This window comes from Paenibacillus sp. PL91 (assembly GCF_012935325.2).
Classification (GTDB): Bacteria; Bacillota; Bacilli; order Paenibacillales; family Paenibacillaceae; genus Pristimantibacillus.
In genome coordinates, this window is record NZ_JABBYG020000001.1 from 405649 (window position 1) to 424430 (window position 18782).

Consider the following 18782-nt stretch of genomic DNA (forward strand, 5'->3'; position numbering starts at 1 on the left):
AGTGCTGTTTCGCCGTACCTACAATTGTATCTTTTTCCGCTTACACACTTCCGTCATCATCTAAACCAACGCTCCTGCTCAGGCAGGAGCTTTTTTTGTGCATATTAATGGCTAGATTTATAAAACAGGGGGTTGTGCGGAATGTCAAATGAGCTGCAGCAGGTAACACGTCTTGCCAGTCAATACAATTTAATTCCGATTGTTCGTTACATGATGGCGGACACGGAAACACCAATTCGGCTGTTCCAGCATTTTGCGAAGGAGGATCATGCCTTTCTGCTGGAGAGCGTGGAGGGCGGCGCGAAATGGGCGAGATATTCGTTCATCGGAACAGATCCGTTCATGATGCTTTATGGTAAAAATGGCGAGATGGTGCTGGAGCACAGAGGCGAGAAGCATGTGCTTAACGATAAGCCGATTGAGCTGCTCAAAGCTCATTTGCGTTCCTTCCGCAGTCCATCGCTTCCAGAGCTTCCGCCCTTCACAGGCGGAGCGATTGGGTTTTTCGGCTACGATTTGCTGCAATACTACGAGAAGCTTCCTGCACACCGAATCGACGACTTGAAAATGAATGATATGCAATTCATGTTCTGTGATCAAGTCATCGTATTTGACCATTTCAAGCAGCAGCTGCAAATTGTCGGCAACGTTCATATCGCTGATGGATCAACCGATGCTGATATTGCACGAAGCTACGATGCGGCGGTTGCCAAAATTGAAGCGACGATTGAGCGATTGCAGCAGCCTGTTGCGATTCCTGTAACGGCAGGCGGATCCATTCAATTTGATCAAGAGCTTGGCGATATTCAATCTAATGTGACGAAGGAACAGTTCATCTCGAACATCGAGCAGGCGAAGCAGTACATTCGTGCCGGCGACATCTTCCAGGTGGTGCTGTCCCAGCGCTTCAACATCGATACCGACATTGATCCCTTGCATGTGTACCGGGTGCTTCGAACAATGAATCCATCACCTTATATGTATTATTTAAAAATGGGCGTAGAGGTCATTGTGGGCACGTCGCCTGAAGCGCTCGTGAAGGTGAACGGCGATCGCGTGGAGACTCGGCCGATTGCTGGAACTAGGCCTCGCGGCAAAACCCCGGAAGAGGATAAAGCGCTAGAGCTCGAGCTGCTTGCAGATGAGAAGGAGCGCGCAGAGCATTTGATGCTTGTGGACCTCGGACGTAATGATATAGGTCGCGTATCGGAGTTTGGAACCGTTAAATGCGATTCGTTTATGGAAATTGAAAGATACTCGCATGTCATGCACATCGTTTCCAACGTTTCAGGAAAGCTCCATAAGGACAAGGACTTCTTTGATGCATTTGTATCCTGTCTGCCTGCCGGCACCGTCTCGGGCGCGCCTAAGCTCAGAGCGATGGAAATTATTGCGGAGCTGGAAAATGAAGCGCGCGGCGCGTATGCGGGAGCAATCGGATACTTAGGCTTCGGTGGATCGATGGATACCTGCATTACGATTCGGACGATTATTTTCAAACACGGCAAAGCTTACGTACAGGCCGGAGCGGGCATCGTTTGGGATTCCGTGCCGGAGAGCGAATACTTGGAGACGGTGAACAAGGCAAAAGGGATGCTTAAAGCGATCCGCGCTGCGGAAGCGATCTTCGGACAGCCGAAGAGCTCGCAAGAGAGTTTCAACACCATTAATATGGATTATTACGTCAAGGCCGGAGAGGGGCTTGGTCAATAATGCAAGCGATTGAAGCGATAACGATGCAGCGCGCGCTTAGTCAGCTAATTGGCGGATCGGATCTCACAAGAGAGCAAGCAAATGCGGTCATGAACATCATCATGAGCGGGGAAGCGACAGCAGCTCAAATTGCCGGCGTCGTAACGGCAATGCGCATGAAGGGCGAGACGAAAGATGAAATAACAGGTTTCGCAGAGGCGATGCGCGCGCATTCGAGCCATCTCCATACGGAGCAGGAGGGATTGCTGGATACATGCGGAACCGGTGGATCGGGTATTCATAAATTCAACATTTCTACGGCATCCTCCATTATCGCTGCAGCTGCCGGCATTCGTGTAGCCAAGCATGGCAATCGTGCCATGTCGGGCAAAACAGGCAGTGCAGATGTGCTGGAAGCGCTTGGCGTTCAAATCACGATTTCACCGGAGCAAGCAGCGCAATGCTTGAACGATATCGGAATTTGCTTTATGTTCGCGCAGCTGTACCATCCTTCGCTTCGACATGCGGCTGTCCCTCGCCGCGAGCTTGGCATTCGGACGATCTTTAATATGCTTGGGCCGCTTACGAATCCGGCAGGAGCAGACAGACAGCTTCTTGGCTTGTACGACCGTGCTCGAACCTCGACCGTTGCTGAGGTGCTGGGGGAGCTCGGATTGAAGCGGGCGCTGGTCGTGAGCAGCCATGATGGACTCGACGAGATAAGTATTTCGGCGCCAACTCAAATTTCAGAATTGTTAAATGGCAAGGTGCGCACTTATGATATAACCCCTGAGGAGCTGGGGCTTACACGCTGGCCGATCGCGGATGTGATGGGCGGTGAGCCGGAAGTGAACGCAGCACTGATTCGCGCGATCTTCTCCGGTGAACAGCAAGGAGCCTATCGTGATATTGTGCTTGCGAACGCGGGTGCCTGCATCTATGTAGGCGGGCTGGCTGCTTCACTTAGCGAAGGTGTAACGATTGCAGCCAAAGTAATCGATTCTGGAGAGGCGCAGCAAAAGCTTGTTAGCCTTATTCAAACGACAGGAGAGTTGGCACATGTTTCTAGATAAAATTGTAGCAACAAAAAGGGCAGAGGTTGAGGAGCTCGCTGCTCGCTTTGAGCTAGCAGAGGTTGAGAAGCAAATTGCAGCTATGGATGCTTGTAAAGGCTTTGAGCGTGCGCTTTCGAGCGCAGGCCGCAACAGAAGCATGGGTCTTATCGCGGAGGTTAAGAAGGCATCGCCTTCCAAAGGCTTGATCCGCAGCGATTTTGAGCCGACTACGCTTGCTGCAGCTTATGAAGCCGCTGGAGCGGATTGCATTTCTGTATTGACTGATCGCGACTATTTCCAGGGATCGAATGCTTTTTTGAGCGCCGTACGCGAGACGGTTAAGGTTCCTCTTTTGCGCAAGGATTTTACGATCGACCACCGTCAAATTTATGAGGCGCGGTTAATCGGCGCGGATGCGATTTTGCTTATTGCAGCCATATTGACGCCTGCGCAGCTTGGCGAGTTTCATGATCTTGCTAAGTCTATCGGATTGGATGTGCTCGTAGAGGTTCATAACCTAGAGGAGCTTGAAGGCGTGCTGGCGCTTAATAAGGCTACGCTGATCGGCATCAATAATCGTGACCTGAAATCATTCGTAACCGATTTGAAAACAACCGAGACTCTTATTGGACATATGCCCCAAAATGTGACCGTAATTAGCGAAAGCGGCATTGCTGGAAAATCCGATATGGATTACTTGCAATCCATAGGCGCTCACGGCGTGCTGATTGGCGAGCATTTTATGCGCCACGATAATGTGGGACAAGCGGTAGACGACCTGATGGGCGCGGTAGGGGCTCGATGAAGCCGCTGCCGCGTATCAAAATATGCGGGCTAAAGGATGTCCAAACCATCGAAGCGATGGATGGCTTGCCTATTCATGAGATCGGCTTCGTGTTTGCCCCGAGCAAGCGGCAGGTAGACAAGGCGACAGCGGCGCAGCTTATTGATGCAGTTGCTCAATTGCAAGCGGCAGGCGGGGAACGTCCGAGGACGGTAGGCGTGTTCGTGAATGAAACGCTCGATAATCTGCAAGAGATTGTAGCTGAAGCACCGCTTGACGTCATTCAGCTGCATGGCAGTGAATCGGCCGAGTTTTGCAGGGCGGTGCGCGAGAAGCTGAAGGTGCAGGTATGGAAAGTATTTTCCGTTAAGCGTGATGCTGATGGGAACGAGCTCGATTCTGCTATTGAGCGTTTGTCGCCCTACAAAGGAGCCATAGATGCGGCGCTAATTGATGCACCAGGCGGAGGAACGGGCCAAACGTTCAACTGGGAAGCGATAGAAGACTATAATAAAGCGGCGGAAGAGCTTGGCTTAACGCTGTATGTAGCCGGCGGATTGCATGAGGGCAATGTGCAGGAGCTGCTTAGAACATACGCTCCTGGCGGTATTGATGTATCAAGCGGGGTTGAGACGGATGGTCGCAAGGATATCGACAAGATCCGATTATTTGTAAGAAGGGTGATGGAAGCATGACACATGTACCAGATGAAAATGGACGCTTTGGAGCTTTTGGCGGAAGATATGTACCGGAAACATTAATGACAGCATTGCTTGAGCTGGAGGAAGCGTATGCTCATTATTCGAAGGATCAAGCCTTTCAGGACGAGGTTCGTTATTTGTTGCACAAATATTCGGGAAGACCAACTTCGTTGTATTATGCAGAGCGTCTAACCGAGCAACTTGGCGGAGCCAAAATATACTTAAAACGTGAAGACCTGAACCATACAGGCGCACATAAAATCAACAATACGATTGGTCAAGGTGTTCTTGCCAAACGGATGGGCAAACCGAAAATTATTGCCGAAACCGGAGCTGGGCAGCACGGTGTTGCATCTGCAACAATCGCCGCTTTGCTTGGCCTTGAATGCAAAGTTTTTATGGGCGAGGAGGACATGAAGCGGCAGCAGCTCAACGTGTTCCGCATGCAGCTTCTCGGTTCCGAGGTAGTACCCGTATTATCCGGTACAAGAACGCTTAAGGATGCCTGCAATGAAACGCTTCGCTACTGGGTTAGTAACGTTGACGATACGTATTATATTTTAGGCTCGGTTACAGGTCCACATCCTTATCCGATGATGGTTCGCGATTTCCAACGTATTATCGGGGATGAGGCTCGTCAGCAGATTTTGACTGATGAAGGCAGATTGCCGGATTACGTTGTAGCTGCAGTAGGCGGCGGAAGCAACGCGATGGGCATCTTCTATCCATTCGTTAACGATGACAGTGTAAAGCTGCTTGGCGTTGAAGCGGCAGGCCGCGGAGTCGATACGATAGAACATGCTGCAACGATGACTAAAGGACGCCACGGCATATTCCAAGGCTCTATGAGCTACGTCCTGCAAGACGAGCATGGACAGGTTCAGCCTGCACATTCGATATCCGCGGGGCTTGATTATCCAGGTATCGGACCGGAGCATGCATATTTGAAAGATTCTGGACGCGCCGAATATGTGCCAGTAACCGATGCAGAGGCACTCGAAGCGCTTCAGCTGCTGTCACGCACCGAGGGCATTATTCCGGCTCTCGAATCTGCGCATGCCATTGCTCAGACGATGAAGCTTGCTCCGACGCTGGATAAAGACAAGGTTATCGTCGTTAGCTTGTCAGGCCGCGGAGACAAGGACGTAGAGGCGATTATGGGTTATTTGGGGGTAGAGAAGCATGAATCACATTGATACGGCGTTTGCACGCTTGAAAGCCGAAGGCAAGACGGCGCTTATTCCTTTTTTAACGATGGGAGACCCTGATCTGGAAACGTCTGTCGCGATCATTCAAACGCTGGAGAAAGCTGGCGCCGATATGATCGAGCTTGGCGTTCCTTATTCCGATCCGCTTGCTGATGGTCCCGTTATCCAACGTGCTTCCGAGCGCGCCTTGCTCCATAACAGCATCACATTAAAGGACTGCATCCATGTTGCAGAGCGGGCTCGCGAAGCCGGCGTCACTATTCCTTTTATATTGTTCACTTACTATAATCCTGTATTCCAGTTTGGATTGAAGGCTTTCTTCGAGCTCGTCCAAAGCAAAGGGATCAGCGGTCTCATCATACCTGATTTGCCGATCGAGGAGGATGAGGAAGTGCGGCAGCTTGCGGAAGCTGCCGATGTTCATCTCATCCCCCTGGTGGCTCCAACCTCGAAGGATCGAGTTACTCGTATTTCGCGCAAAGCTAGAGGCTTCGTTTACTGCGTGTCATCACTTGGCGTAACGGGCGTAAGAGCTGATTTTCATACGGGAATTGATGAGTTTCTTGCTACGGTTCGTGAGGCGACTGATTTGCCGATTGCCGTTGGTTTTGGCATTTCAAGCCGCGAGCAGGTATCACGCTTCGAGAAGCAATGCGACGGCGTCATTGTAGGCAGCGCCATCGTACGTAAGATTGAGGAAGCCATTCCGCTGCTGCAAGATGCTAACAGACGTGATGAAGGGCTTAAGCAAATCGGTGATTTTGTCGCTCAGCTTAAGGGTTGAGGATTAGAATATTAGGAGAAGAGCCTCTTGCATGTTGCGTGGGGCTTTTCTTGCGTAAAAAAACTTTAAAACCTTAAACAGATATGAGACAATGTATCAAGTAATTAGACTAGTCCATAATAAAAGAGGTGAGCGGCTCATGCAGCCCAAAGGTAATATCGTCCATCTTCCCGTTTATCAGCCAGGAAAGCCGGTTGAGGATGTTAAGAGGGAGCTGGGATTAAAGGAAGTCATTAAGCTTGCATCTAATGAAAATCCGTTCGGTTGCTCCGAACAGGCTAAAACTGCCATTATTGAAGAATTATCTAATTTAAATATTTATCCCGACGGAGCGAGCGTTGAGCTGACTGCTGCGCTGGCAGAAGAGCTTGGCGTGGAGTCGAATCAAATTATTTTTGGAACAGGCTCCAGCGAAATCATACTTATGATTAATAGAGCGTTTATCGTGCCTGGCGATGAAACGATTATGGCGGATGAAACATTTCCTCAATACAAGCATAACGCAGAAATCGAGAACGCTCGTATCGTAGAGGTTCCTCTCAAAGAAGGCAAGCACGATTTGCCTGCGATGCTAGCTAAAGTGAATAGCCGTACAAAAATCATTTGGATTTGCAATCCGAACAATCCGACAGGAACAATTGTAACGCTGCCGGAATTGTCCGCATTTTTAAAGCAGGTTCCTTCGAATGTATTGGTTGTGCTTGATGAAGCTTATGGTGAATATATAGATGATCCTTCATTCCCAGATGGCGTCCAGCTGCTTAAAGAGTACCGCAACTTAATCGTTTTACGAACTTTTTCGAAAATATTTGGCTTGGCGGCACTCCGTATTGGCTACGGAGTCGGCCATCCTGATGTTATTCGTTTCACGAATCAAGTGCGCGAGCCGTTCAACACGTCACGTGCAGCGCAAGCAGCAGCGAAAGCAGCACTAGCGGATAAATCATTTATTTCCTACTGCCGCGAGCAAAACAAGCAAGGTATTGCCTATTTGTCCGAGCAATTTGACCGCCTTGGCTTAACCTACTTCCCAGCATACGGAAACTTCGTTATGGTAGATACGAAGCGCCCATCGCCCGAAGTATTTGACGGATTGCTGCGCAGAGGAATCATATCAAGACCTCGCTGGACGTATTATCCGAATCATATTCGGATTACGGTAGGTACACAAGAGCAAAATGAAAAGTTTATTTCGGCGCTTGAACAGGTTTTGCAGGAAGCGGCGGTGCAAGGATAAAGTTATGACTACTGTAGCGATTTTTGGGGTAGGGCTGATCGGAGGTTCGATCGCCCTTTGCTTTAAGGGAAAACCAGATATAACCGTAATTGGCCATTCGAATCGACAGTCTCAAGTTGAGAAGTATGTGCAGCGCGGCGTTGTTGACTATGCGACAACATCCATGCAAGAGGCGGCGGAGCAAGCCGACTTTATTTTTGTATGCGTGCCGGTAGGGAATATCGAGGAATATATGGAGAAGCTGAGCGCTTTCGACTTAAAGCCGGGCTGCATTGTTACGGATGCAGGCAGTACGAAAGCTTCTGTTATGGCTCGTGCCAAATCGCTTGATTTTGGCGAAGCTATATTTATTGGCGGACATCCGATGGCCGGTTCGGAGCGTACTGGCGTTGAAGCCGCATCCTCGCATTTATATGAGAATGCCTTCTACGTATTGACGCCAGATCAGCATACGCCAGAGGAAGCAGTTGGACGGTTAGTTGAGCTTCTTAGCCATACGAAAGCGAATATTGTAAAGGTAGACGCGAAGGAGCATGATGAAATTGCAGGCGCAATCAGCCATCTTCCGCATATCATTGCCGTTTCGCTTGTAAACCAAATACGTGGCTATAATGAAGAAAATGGGCTTTATGAATCACTAGCGGCAGGGGGCTTCCGTGATATTACACGTATCGCATCAGGCGATCCTATTATATGGCGCGACATTTTAATTAATAATCGCAAGGTCGTGCTTGAGCTGCTCCGCGATTGGAGCAAGGAAACCGAAAAGTTTGTTACGATGCTGGAGAGTGTCGATGGAGATGCAATAGCAGCTGCATTCGAAACAGCGGGCGAATTCCGCAGCAAAATGCCTGAGCGCCGCAAAGGGATGATTCAATCCGCCTTTGACTGTTATGTCGATATTCCGGATCACCCTGGGATCATCGGTAAAATAACGAGCGAGCTAGGCAACAGCCTAATCAATCTCAGCAATATCCATATTATCGAAAGCAGGGAAGACGTGCCGGGCGTATTACGGCTTTCGTTCCGCAGCCAGGAGTATTTGGACCAGGCAGTTGTCGTGCTTTCGGCAAAAGGCTATGACGTGCACCTTTAACCAGGTGTACGTTTTTTTACATATAAGCGCTTACAAATTAATTAAAACAAAAATGAAAACGCTTATTGACAAATTGGAAGCGTATACATATAATAAAGGTACAGTATGGTTTCTCTCCACTCCTATCCAAATCCTATAGTACTCATCATGAGTGCGGGCCACCCTTCGGGGTGGTTTTTTTTTTGAAAAACAAAACCTCATTATTCCTATACAAGGACTTAGTAAAATGAATCACCGCTATTTCCCCCCATTTGAAATGTATCTCTGAGATTCATCATTCTCGACTGCTAGTTTACTTGATATTTGTTCTTTGCTATACCGGCCGTTACTGATATCAACTATTTTTTTCAGAACGGCATCGTTTAACGAGGGTAGGTCTATTGCGGGGCTATTACAATTTCCATGTGTATTTTTATTACTACATACATACCTTCGTGTTTTCTTACTTCCTGTTTGTCTTGAATACATTTTTCCGCCACAAGTGGGACATTGAAGGATAGCAGATAATAATTGTCGTTCTTTTTCTCGCCAGACTTTTTCTTTACTAAATAATGTACTTTGAATGTAGAGAAAATCTTCCAAGCTTACTAAGCTTTCAAAAAATTAATTAATGGATAGAAGATACCTCTTCTTGGTGTCCATTCTATATTTGTTTCTGTATGTATAGATTCTTTGTTAAGCCATTTTGAAATAACATATGGCCCTTTTCCGTCTTTAGCCATTTTAAATGACTGTATTACGGCTGCTGCTTTATATCCATCTGCAACAAAAACGTCCTCAAAATTCTTTTTTAAGCCAAAGGGAGCAGGGCCACCATTCCAACGTCCCTTTTCAGCATTCGTTTTTATATTATCATTTGTAATGTCACTCAGATTATCACTATAGTATTCATTAAAGTTAACTAATATATTTGCTACCAATCTTCCTGTAGGTGAGCCGAAGTCTAATAATTCCGCAGTTGAGCAGATATCTACATCTAATTACAGAAGAGTCGCTCATAACGAGCGGCTTTATTAGGAGGAAAGCAGATGGTAACCAAAGATGTAACTATAGTATCATGTTGATAGTAGGAAGTGATAAAGAGTGTTTACATACGAATCAATTATATCTAAGACATGTGGGGTGAATTATGGAGACATACAAGCTTTTAACTGAGCTCTTAACACGAATAGAAGAAAATATTTCTGGTACTAGGAATACAGAATATTGGGCTGATCTCCCTATCTCCATAGTTCATTTGCGTCGACTCTTCAGATTTGCTTTCGGTGTCCCATTACAAAGCTATATTCGTTCTCGAAAGTTAGCAAACAGCTTGGAGAATTTAATGTTAACCGAGAAACGAATCCTCGATATTGCAATCGAATTCGGTTATGAACATGAGCAAACCTACATACGTGCGTTTAAACGCGAATATGGGTTTACGCCTGGCGAATGCAGACATTCGGGCAGAAACATTCATGTAACACCTCCTCTTCATCTTTTTCCAAAGAACAATGTTTTCGGTAATGTGGTGTATGGGCCGGATATGATCATGGTTCCATCCTTTCATTTGATCGGCCGTAAGTATCAAATTGAGTTCGCTGAATCGGTGACAAAAGCGCCAGAAGCTGCTAAGCAGTTTTGGTGGAACAAACGGCATAAAGTGCCTGATCCAGTAGAACCCAATATCTATTACGGTCTAACTAGGACACTTGATCCATCGCTTAGTTGGACGAATTATTTACCCTCTATGCGTGTAAAGAATCTGACAGATATTCCTGATGGCTTTACAGACGACACCGTTCCTACTTCCTTATGTGTTGGCTTTCGCTATATTGGGAACCATCATTACGAGGAGATTGACGGGATACGCGCAGAGGCGCTATATCATGCTATTGATAGACTTGCAGAGGAGCACAAAGGGAGATATGAGCTTCAGGATAGCGAATTCTTTTTCGAAAAAATTGATACGGATGCTTACGATGGCCAGTATTGTCAAATGGAATGGCTTGCGCCCATCAGAGTGAAGCAAACTTAAAATGATCAAAAAAGTTCATTGAGGATGCGGCTATTTTGGTATGTTCTTATTGTAATGTAACAAGAAAAAGAATACATATGAAAAGGAGAAGGTATGAACTATAACGAGGTTGTTTCAATCAGCAATACCTTTTTACTTACACGACAATGGAGTGAACCCCTTCATTTGTAATTGATCTATCTTTACCAAGGAACTATTGGAGCAGGGGATATAGTTTATTTAAGGTTTTTGTCATAAATATTAGTTGTATTTTCTGGGGGATTGAAATGAAGATTATTTTTAGAAGGTTCGATGATTCTCGTTATGAAAAAGTTTGCGATTTCTTGATTGAACTATCAAAGTATGACCGTAATCATATAAATTGGAATTGGGCAAGGTGGGAGTGGATGTTTTTTCATCCTGAATTTAATAGAGACTTAATGGATAAGATTGGCTTATGGTATTGTAATGACGAGTTAGTAGGTATGACAACCTATGACCACTATTTCGGGGAAGCATTTTTTGCAACTAAACAAGGGTTTAGAGAATTAGAAAAAGATATATTAGATTATGCCACTACTACTTTCAGTAATGAAAATGGCCTTGGGATTGCGGTGAATGACAAGGATACTCACACTCTAGATTTATTGAGCAGTAAGAAATTTCTGGAGAATGACCTAACTGAAAACATACTTGAACTTACACTAAAGAATGTTAGCCTTGATTATATAACTCCTGAAGGCGTAATAGTAAAGAATATTGATATAAATAATGACTTATATAAGCTTCATCATTTGCTATGGAAGGCATTTGACAACGAAGGACCTGTACCTGTTGATGAAGCTACTATGAGTAAGCAAAGAGTAATGTTGTCAGCACCTCATTTGAATTCATGGATACACATTGTCGCGGAAAATGAAAATGGGGAATATGTTGCATACTGCGGCTTATGGTATAGTCAGAAAACGGATTATGTTTATGTTGAACCTGTATGTACAATTCCGGAGTATCGGCAGAAGGGACTTGGAAAAGCAGTGGTTTTAGAAGCCTTGAAAAGAGGCCGCTCCTTAGGTGCTGAAAAAGCATATGTTATTTCTGATAGTTCTTTTTACAAGTCATTAGGCTTTCAACAGCATTCACATTATACGTTCTATTGGCATAACGCATAACAACTGATATTTCAATCATGGATTTATGGTTGTTTGTCTTTTTTATCTTTAGTACAGCTTAAATAGATTTGTGTCATATATAGGATACTGTTTTTGTGACAATTAATTCTGTTGGACTATGAATCGATTCTTTTACGCATACGTGATCTAGTAAGAGGGTGGCTCTAAAAGCGCGGAGAAGCCGTACCATAAAATAAATTAGGTCATTAAGCTCCCTCGGTACGGTGCAGTTTTCTCACGAATGCTCGCTTATTCGCAGGATTTCACCAGAGGATGAATCGTAACTCGGATTGAATGGGACGAGAGCCGCCAAAATGGGCAACAGACGCGCATGCGGGAACAGAAGGGGCGAGTTTTCGCTCCTTTTTTGTTGATCTGCTGCACGCTACTCCACGTACCTCCGGAGGCTTTCACTCCCATTTCTCGACGGGTCGATGCCCTTTTGTTTAATGCAATCCGGTACTCCGTGCAATCTTGAAATCCTGCGAATAAGCCAGTTTTCGTGCTGATCGTGAAGCGATTAAGCAGCCTGTTTCATACGAAGAGCTCGATCCGGTTCGTAAGCTTCACCGCTGCGTGCTATGGCAACCAGAATGCGAGCCAGCTTGCCGCAGAGATTCATCACTGAGCGCATTGGCTTCATGCTTTTCGTCTTTACAATCCACTTCGTGCTGTCGTTTAAACGTTTCATCGTTCATAATGAGACCCATGGTTGCCATGATTAGGGCATTCCGAAGTCTTGGTCGGCCACGTTTGCTGATGGACATCTGGCCCTTCCACTTGCCTGAGCTTGCTTCAGCTAGGTTGAGACCGGCATGCCGCAACAACGCATTGCCAAACGCATTGCCATGTGCATAGCCGCTGAGATCGCCAGCTTCACCCAGAATGCCGGCGACAGACAAGATGCTCATCCCCTTCATTGCGAGCAGCGGCTTGGCCAGCGGAATACGGACCAGGGCAGTCGACACTTCATCTTCGATTACCTGTAGCTGCTCCATAGCCAGATCATATTCGGCCAGCAGTTGTTGTATATGAAGCTTATAGGCTTTCTCGGCATGCTTTGCGCCGATCGAGCGAGCTGCCAGCGCCAGCAGCTCACCAGCTCTTCGTTCACCGCTGTGCCGTTTCATGACTGTTTTCCAGCCGTCGATTACCTGGCGAACGGTGAGCTTTTGAAGATCAGCAGGCGTTGGAAAGAGACGCAGTGTTGCGAGCGAACCGGAGCCAATGAGGCGCTTGTATACCTGCCTCAGCTCTGGAAACACAATGTCGACCCAGGGATGGATCTGGTTCTTGGCGCTAACAAGACGATGGACGATTGTCTCCCGGTTCGCCATGAGCACTCGCAGTTCTATGAACACTTCACTAGTTTCTTTAATGACAGTGTAGTAGCCGTTTTTCACCATGTCGGCGATAACCAAGGCATCCTTGATGTCGCTTTTGGAGGGAGTATTATCGCGGTTTTCCTTGTTCTTTTTACGAGATGAGGGTTTACCAACATGACCTCGAGGCTCCGGTCTTTGAGCCAGGCAGCGAGGCTGAGCCAGTAGTGGCCGGTTGGTTCCATACCGATGATGGTGTCGTTTAGTTGGTGCGTTTCCTGCATATCTTTCATCCACTGCAGCAGTTGGCTAAAGCCGGCATCGTTGTTGGAGAAGTGAAGCGGAGTGCCGAGCGTGATTCCACGGAAGTTGACAGCGCGAGCAACATGGGACTGCTTGGCGATGTCGATGCCGACGACAAGGTGCTGGGTTGAAATGCGTTCGAGCAGTTGATTTTGTTTGGCTTGAGCTTTAAAATTCAAGATTGAGCGACCTCCTTAAGATGGCTAAAGGGCTATGACCCGTGACTACCCCATCGTACCGGAGTCGCTCATTTTTATGCAAAGCGCAAAATTAACGCTCTACAGGAACCCTAACGGGAGACGTTAGTTGAATAGTCAAAACTGAATGAAGCTGCCGGCGTATGATCGGCAGCTTTGTTACGTTAATTGGCAGGAAAGTTCCATTATTCAATCGGGTGGGTTCCGCAAGTGCGTTCAAGGTTGTCGTATTCATGGTTCCCTCCCGATTATGGCTTTTACAGCGTGTCGGAAGCTTGTTTCAGAAGCTCCGACAACATTGAAAGATCCGCAGAATCGCCTTCCCGTAATTTGATCCACTTTCGTTCGGCAGGACCATCGAATGTTTTTGGAAATTCTATGCCGTTTGCATTCATAATCATAAATGCAATCGCATCTTTAGAAGGCGAAATAACGGCAGCATAATGTCCATTTTTCAGAAAATGTGGCTTCTTATACTGAATCCGTTCTTCTACCGCCGGAATTGTCTCATGCACTAGATTGCGTAGTGTGGAGCTGATGTTGGACTGCCATTTTGGCAAATTTTCAATATAGGCTGTAACTTCCTGATTCATTCTTTCGTTTCCCTCCAGTTGGAATATTTTTTTGCTCATACATCAAATATAACCATGTAGGAATATTCCTGTCAATGCATACTTTAGGGGAAATAGTGCATTGAACTAACGGGGAACGATAGTTGAATAACACATGGATGAGCAGGCACTACAGATGCCTGCTCGTTTTATTAAACGCTTGCCCAGAGGCACGCATCTTCTAGCCGGTGAAAGTCCAGCCATGGGAGGGGCCAAGCCCACATGTAGCTAGGATACCTGCGTACGGCCTCGCAAGAGGGAAAAGGGGAAGCCGAACCTTTTTAATGGGTGAAGGCCACGGAAATTGCTAAGAACTTGGAGCGGCAGTGAAGAATCCTCCGGCGTAAGGGGATCGGCATGGTATGAAAGAGGATGCAGTGACTGGGGGAGACCCTCCCCTGCACGGAAATTTTTTTTCCGTAACGAAGTGATCTATAAGTCCAAGAGATGAAATGATCTACTTGCAGGAAGGGAGTCCGAGGGACTTATAGTACTGAGGAACTGCAGGATAACACAACCTGCAGCAGGGAGGGAGCCCTGCTTTGTTCATGTTTCTTAAGGAGGTACGAGTCAGTGAATGCCCAAGGGCTAACAACACCAAAGAAAAACGTTCAACAACTCCAAGAGAAGCTAGGTCATGCGGCCAAGGAAAACAAGAAGCGAAGATTCCATGCTTTGTATGACAAGGTATACAGAAGGGATATTCTGTGGGAAGCGTGGCGGAGGGTTCGAGCGAACGGGGGAGCAGCCGGTGTGGATGAGCTAACGCTTGCGGACATTGAGAAGCAAGGTGAATTTCAGTTCATTGAGGAGTGTTACCGCATGCTAAAGGAAGGAAAGTACCATCCTTCGCCTGTACGACGGAAGTACATCCCCAAGAAGGATGGAAAACAAAGCCCGCTCGGCATTCCAACCATTAGAGATCGTGTCGTGCAAATGGCAACTAAGATTGTCATTGAGCCAATCTTTGTAGTGGATTTTCAAGAAACCTCATTCGGTTTCCGTCCGAAACGGGGTGCTAAACAAGCATTGGAAAGAATCCGTAAAGCATGCAACCGCAAAGGGAATTGCGATTTTCAATACTACTTCGACAACATCAACCAAGAGAAGCTAATGAAGCTGGTAGCTATGCGAATAATTGATCGACGAATCTTGAAGTTGATTAGGAAGTGGCTTGGTAGGCAGGTTTTAGTGGCAGAAGATAGTTGTATCGGCAAGTCCGTAGTGATTTTTCCTTTTGCATTAAGAGCGGTTTACATCATATTGTTCTTAATTGGAAATTTTAGCGTGCAAATGGCCTTGATTATTTTGTTGTGGGTGTATTAGCTGGTATCGGAGGTAATTTGAGCCAATACTGGATTGCGTCAGCAGCTCCAGAGGCTCCTGAGTTTGCAAATGGATTATTTTTAACATCCGCCAACTTAGGAACAACACTTGGCACCAAGACTCATGAATTCGCAGGATTGCACTTTTAGCAAATTATTTTAGAAGATGAACCTGTACGTCTCCATTTCTCCCTTAGAGAATCTCACTCAAGGGGTCCTTTAGGGCTTGGTATCCTTGATACCATCTTTGCCGCTGCTGAAGCTGCATGCCTTCACAAGTGTGATCTGTTCGCTCATCGCATCTCGGCTGCACTCACGGCTAGTACGGTTATAGGTATTCTTTCCTTGATTTTTGTCTTGTTGTTCATTGTCCGATCTAATAAGAAATAATCTATTTAATGGTTTGGTATTGTTAGGGATGAGTACAAGTGGCCTTTGGTATCTTCATAGATTAGAAACCGGTAAATCGCGTTTTTTTGTTTTATGGATATAAGTTCTTGTTCAAAGTCGAGAACAAGAACCTATATCCATAGCCGAATTGTGAGGACATCAGGCTTTCCAACAGTCCAATAGTTCGTCAACATTAAGGACTTGTCATTATGCCAGCGGGAGAATAGTTTGAATAAATTAATGAATAGAAGAGACAATCTCTGTTGAATAACATGGAAACAATTAAAGTCTATGTCGTTCAGTTAAACATTGTAGATTTCAAACATACTCGCACTTAAAATTAGAAAACTCAGCCAAAGAGTCATCACCATAGGCATATAAACCAATCATTACACCTGTGAAGCCCCCGGCAACTTCCGAAGATAGGTATTTCGTTTGTGCCGAGCCCAAGAGGATATCCTCGCCATCTACATAAGTATGGAAGCTGTATCGTTCATGGGTAGCTCTAATAATCAGTATGGCGTGGTTAGCACTTCCCAGATCCACTACATTTTCGATAGATCGGATATCCCCGATAGCTAGGCGCTCGATAACTTTATACCCGTTCTCCTCTTTGCGAATAGCCAAATCATAATGGTGATCTTCATCCATATAGAGCGTGATGCCGGCCTCTCCGCTCGTAAGGCTGACATCGCAAACGATCGTTGCGCCAAAGTCAATTTGGCGTAGGCCGATAAAGGTTGGGGACGCCGGAACATCGAGCGTCACCTCGGTTCCTTTCAGCGTTGCCTTGCCTCGTTCCAACCTATAATTATCCGTGGCAGGTTGACGAAGATAACACCAGTCCAAGTTCCAATCCGTGTTATCGAATGTATAAATCTTCTTCTCCTGCTGAATCACCATATCAGAGATACGATCGGTCTCGAAACTCGTTAACGTAGTGCCATTATGTCCTGCCGTAAACCAACCGTCCTCGCCAAAGGTAACCGGCGTAAGGAATACTTCGCGGCCAAGGTGATGATAGGTAAGCCATTGTCCAATTTGACGGAATCCCAAATGAAAGAGCCACCAATTTCCTTCGTGATCCTGAATTAGGTCGCCATGACCAACCCCCTGCAGCTCGTACCCGCCCAAATTTCGATTTGTCAGTACGGGATTCTTCGGATACGCTTCGAACGGGCCAGAAGGGGAATCGCCCCGCGCATAAATAACCATATGGCCATATTCGGTTCCCCCTTCAGCTGCCAACAGGTAATAACGTCCATTTATTTTATACAAATGAGGGCTTTCCAAATAACGTCCGCCTGATCCTTGCCATACCGAACGGCTCGGAGTCAGTTTGTGACCTGTTTCTATGTCAATTTCACACTGAACGATTCCGCCAACACCATTATCGTCTGTCCCATTACTTATAAAGAAAGTCTTCCCGTCTTCAAAATACAAATCCGGATCGATACCTCCTTGATCTACATAGACCGGATCGGACCATTCCCCGTAAATATCGTCGGTCCATATATAGAAATTCTGACGAGTTGAATCGTTGGTTGTCGTCATATAGAACCGCCCGTTATTGTACCGAATGGTAGGCGCGAACACGCCGCCGGAGCTATTTACGGTGTCCAGATAAATCTGGCTTTTACGAGTTAGGCAATGACCGATTTGTGTCCAATTAATCAGATCTTTGCTTTCAAAAATCGGGACGCCCGGGAAATACTGAAAGGAACTGCAAACCAAATAATAGGTGCCATTCACCTTGCAGATGCTTGGATCCGGATAGAATCCTTTAATGATCGGATTATTGTATTTCATTGTTCCACCTCATAATCTATAATTCATAAATATAAGAATCTAATTCTAAAAAAAGCTAATAAGGAAATTAAACACTATCCAACAAACACTTGCAATGGAGAAGGGTTGAAGGATTTAGTTAAATTCATTAAATTAATAAATATGTGATTTTAACAGTTGAAGTCAGGAGATTGGGATAATGATCAAAGCGAACGGGGAACTTCGATTTTTGCCGTTATACGAAGCGCTGGCAAGCGAGGTCAGATGGAGAATTATGGACTTGATTGCCGACAACGAAATGAATGTCAAGGACATTGCGGCTACGTTAGGACTTAGTCCCTCCATTGTCACCATGCACATACGAAAACTTGAGCAAGCCGAACTGATCGGGAGTCGCAGAATACGCCTAAATGGAGGGACACATAAAATGTGTTTCCTCACAGAAAAAAACATCGAGATCGAGTTGCCATCCGCCAGCTGGGCCCAAAGAATTATAGAGCAGACGATATCGGTGGGGCATTATACCGCTTTTGAAATCCATCCTACCTGCGGGCTTGGAACGCGCGAGAAAGAAATCGGAATTTGGGACGACCCACGCTACTTTCTCGATCCCGAGCGCGTTCATGCCGCCATCCTCTGGTTTGGGAGGGGCTACGTGGAATACAAAACACCTAACTATTTGCTTCCCGAACAATCAGTCGACGCCATCGAAATTTCGATGGAAATAGCTTCTGAAGCGCCTGGATTGAGGGATCATTGGCCATCGGATATCCGGTTCACGTTTAATGGCATTTCCCTAGGTACCTGGACAAGCCCGGCTGACTTCGGAAGAGCTGCACGCGGAAGATATACGCCGGAGTGGTGGCATCGAAATGTGAATCAATACGGATTATTGAAGACGATCCGCATTGATGACGTAGGTACGTATATGGATGGGGAGCGGATGTCGAACGTGACCGTCGCGGATATCAAGCTAAGGGAACCTTTCTGGACGCTTCGTTTCACTGTAGACGAGGAGGCCGTTAACATAGGGGGATTGACGCTCTATGGCTCGGGATTCGGCAATCATGATCAAGATATTATGATTCGCGTACATCTTAGTGACAGTTAGGGCACGACTCTCT

Annotated in this window: 17 protein-coding genes and 2 pseudogenes; 13 read left to right on the forward strand and 6 right to left on the reverse strand. The window is 46.3% G+C overall.

Annotation, left to right across the window (positions count from 1 at the left end; all coding sequences use genetic code 11):
* Positions 1-141 precede the first annotated feature (141 nt).
* From trpE to HI950_RS02105, 8 genes are all read left to right on the forward strand, one after another.
* Positions 142-1713, forward strand: coding sequence for an anthranilate synthase component I (gene trpE, locus HI950_RS02070; protein ID WP_169081811.1), 1572 nt, complete (start codon positions 142-144; stop codon positions 1711-1713).
* Positions 1713-2765, forward strand: a complete 1053-nt coding sequence (trpD, locus tag HI950_RS02075; RefSeq protein ID WP_169081810.1) for an anthranilate phosphoribosyltransferase — start codon at positions 1713-1715, stop codon at positions 2763-2765. The genes trpE and trpD overlap by 1 nt, the downstream gene beginning before the upstream one ends.
* A complete protein-coding gene (gene trpC / locus HI950_RS02080; RefSeq protein WP_169081809.1) occupies positions 2752-3552 on the forward strand; it encodes an indole-3-glycerol phosphate synthase TrpC in 801 nt (266 codons plus the stop codon). Before trpD ends, trpC begins: the two co-directional genes overlap by 14 nt.
* Positions 3549-4226: a phosphoribosylanthranilate isomerase gene (locus HI950_RS02085; protein ID WP_187768014.1), complete on the forward strand. Its 678-nt coding sequence runs from the start codon at positions 3549-3551 to the stop codon at positions 4224-4226. The genes trpC and HI950_RS02085 overlap by 4 nt, the downstream gene beginning before the upstream one ends.
* Positions 4223-5428, forward strand: a complete 1206-nt coding sequence (gene trpB / locus HI950_RS02090) for a tryptophan synthase subunit beta (RefSeq protein ID WP_169081808.1) — start codon at positions 4223-4225, stop codon at positions 5426-5428. The genes HI950_RS02085 and trpB overlap by 4 nt, the downstream gene beginning before the upstream one ends.
* Positions 5415-6224, forward strand: coding sequence for a tryptophan synthase subunit alpha (gene trpA / locus HI950_RS02095; protein WP_169081807.1), 810 nt, complete (start codon positions 5415-5417; stop codon positions 6222-6224). The genes trpB and trpA overlap by 14 nt, the downstream gene beginning before the upstream one ends.
* Positions 6225-6363: 139 nt before the next feature.
* Positions 6364-7461: a histidinol-phosphate transaminase gene (gene hisC, locus HI950_RS02100; protein WP_169081806.1), complete on the forward strand. Its 1098-nt coding sequence runs from the start codon at positions 6364-6366 to the stop codon at positions 7459-7461.
* A gap of 4 nt (positions 7462-7465) precedes the next feature.
* Entirely contained in the window at positions 7466-8557 is a 1092-nt protein-coding gene (locus HI950_RS02105; protein WP_169081805.1) for a prephenate dehydrogenase, read from the forward strand.
* Positions 8558-8794: 237 nt separating this feature from the next.
* Here HI950_RS02105 and HI950_RS36900 read toward each other — a convergent pair whose 3' ends face one another.
* Together HI950_RS36900 and HI950_RS02115 are read right to left on the reverse strand one after the other, a co-directional pair.
* Entirely contained in the window at positions 8795-9139 is a 345-nt protein-coding gene (locus tag HI950_RS36900; protein ID WP_169081804.1) for a recombinase zinc ribbon domain-containing protein, read from the reverse strand.
* Between the two features lie 5 nt (positions 9140-9144).
* A complete protein-coding gene (locus HI950_RS02115; protein ID WP_169081803.1) occupies positions 9145-9477 on the reverse strand; it encodes a serine integrase family protein in 333 nt (110 codons plus the stop codon).
* Positions 9478-9686: 209 nt separating this feature from the next.
* Between HI950_RS02115 and HI950_RS02120 the strand changes: the two genes are divergently transcribed.
* Positions 9687-10574: a helix-turn-helix domain-containing protein gene (locus tag HI950_RS02120; protein ID WP_169081802.1), complete on the forward strand. Its 888-nt coding sequence runs from the start codon at positions 9687-9689 to the stop codon at positions 10572-10574.
* A 266-nt stretch (positions 10575-10840) separates the two neighbouring features.
* The gene (locus HI950_RS02125; RefSeq protein ID WP_169081801.1) at positions 10841-11722 is read left to right on the forward strand and encodes a GNAT family N-acetyltransferase; all 882 of its coding nucleotides are present in this window, start codon (positions 10841-10843) and stop codon (positions 11720-11722) included.
* 566 nt (positions 11723-12288) lie between these two features.
* On the opposite strand, the gene HI950_RS02130 is transcribed toward HI950_RS02125, so the two are convergent.
* From HI950_RS02130 to HI950_RS02135, 3 genes are all read right to left on the reverse strand, one after another.
* Complete coding sequence (locus tag HI950_RS02130) at positions 12289-13143, reverse strand: transposase (RefSeq protein WP_262985647.1); 855 nt, start codon at positions 13141-13143, stop codon at positions 12289-12291.
* Complete coding sequence (locus HI950_RS36330; RefSeq protein WP_262985648.1) at positions 13122-13526, reverse strand: IS110 family transposase; 405 nt, start codon at positions 13524-13526, stop codon at positions 13122-13124. Before HI950_RS36330 ends, HI950_RS02130 begins: the two co-directional genes overlap by 22 nt.
* Positions 13527-13801: 275 nt before the next feature.
* Positions 13802-14137, reverse strand: coding sequence for a DUF1801 domain-containing protein (locus HI950_RS02135; protein WP_169081800.1), 336 nt, complete (start codon positions 14135-14137; stop codon positions 13802-13804).
* A gap of 840 nt (positions 14138-14977) precedes the next feature.
* Between HI950_RS02135 and HI950_RS36905 the strand changes: the two are divergent.
* Positions 14978-15328 (forward strand): annotated as a pseudogene (locus tag HI950_RS36905) (reverse transcriptase domain-containing protein); the annotation flags it as partial.
* Positions 15329-15370: 42 nt separating this feature from the next.
* A pseudogene (locus HI950_RS36910) lies at positions 15371-15597 on the forward strand (MFS transporter); the annotation flags it as partial.
* Positions 15598-16188: 591 nt separating this feature from the next.
* On the opposite strand, the gene HI950_RS02145 reads toward HI950_RS36910, so the two are convergent.
* The gene (locus HI950_RS02145) at positions 16189-17679 is read right to left on the reverse strand and encodes a glycoside hydrolase family 43 protein (protein ID WP_169081798.1); all 1491 of its coding nucleotides are present in this window, start codon (positions 17677-17679) and stop codon (positions 16189-16191) included.
* Between the two features lie 178 nt (positions 17680-17857).
* Between HI950_RS02145 and HI950_RS02150 the strand changes: the two genes are divergently transcribed.
* Complete coding sequence (locus tag HI950_RS02150) at positions 17858-18769, forward strand: ArsR/SmtB family transcription factor (RefSeq protein WP_169081797.1); 912 nt, start codon at positions 17858-17860, stop codon at positions 18767-18769.
* The last annotated feature ends 13 nt before the right edge of the window (positions 18770-18782 follow it).

Bases quoted from the DNA above. Each gene is read 5' to 3' on its own strand.
- trpC (WP_169081809.1), top strand. From the start codon at position 2,752: ATGTTTCTAGATAAAATTGTAGCAACAAAAAGGGCAGAGGTTGAGGAG.
- HI950_RS02085 (WP_187768014.1), top strand. From the start codon at position 3,549: ATGAAGCCGCTGCCGCGTATCAAAATATGCGGGCTAAAGGATGTCCAA.
- HI950_RS02135 (WP_169081800.1), bottom strand. From the start codon at position 14,137: ATGAATCAGGAAGTTACAGCCTATATTGAAAATTTGCCAAAATGGCAG.
- trpE (WP_169081811.1), top strand. From the start codon at position 142: ATGTCAAATGAGCTGCAGCAGGTAACACGTCTTGCCAGTCAATACAAT.
- trpA (WP_169081807.1), top strand. From the start codon at position 5,415: ATGAATCACATTGATACGGCGTTTGCACGCTTGAAAGCCGAAGGCAAG.
- trpB (WP_169081808.1), top strand. From the start codon at position 4,223: ATGACACATGTACCAGATGAAAATGGACGCTTTGGAGCTTTTGGCGGA.
- HI950_RS02120 (WP_169081802.1), top strand. From the start codon at position 9,687: ATGGAGACATACAAGCTTTTAACTGAGCTCTTAACACGAATAGAAGAA.
- HI950_RS02150 (WP_169081797.1), top strand. From the start codon at position 17,858: ATGATCAAAGCGAACGGGGAACTTCGATTTTTGCCGTTATACGAAGCG.
- HI950_RS02105 (WP_169081805.1), top strand. From the start codon at position 7,466: ATGACTACTGTAGCGATTTTTGGGGTAGGGCTGATCGGAGGTTCGATC.
- HI950_RS02125 (WP_169081801.1), top strand. From the start codon at position 10,841: ATGAAGATTATTTTTAGAAGGTTCGATGATTCTCGTTATGAAAAAGTT.
- trpD (WP_169081810.1), top strand. From the start codon at position 1,713: ATGCAAGCGATTGAAGCGATAACGATGCAGCGCGCGCTTAGTCAGCTA.
- hisC (WP_169081806.1), top strand. From the start codon at position 6,364: ATGCAGCCCAAAGGTAATATCGTCCATCTTCCCGTTTATCAGCCAGGA.
- HI950_RS02145 (WP_169081798.1), bottom strand. From the start codon at position 17,679: ATGAAATACAATAATCCGATCATTAAAGGATTCTATCCGGATCCAAGC.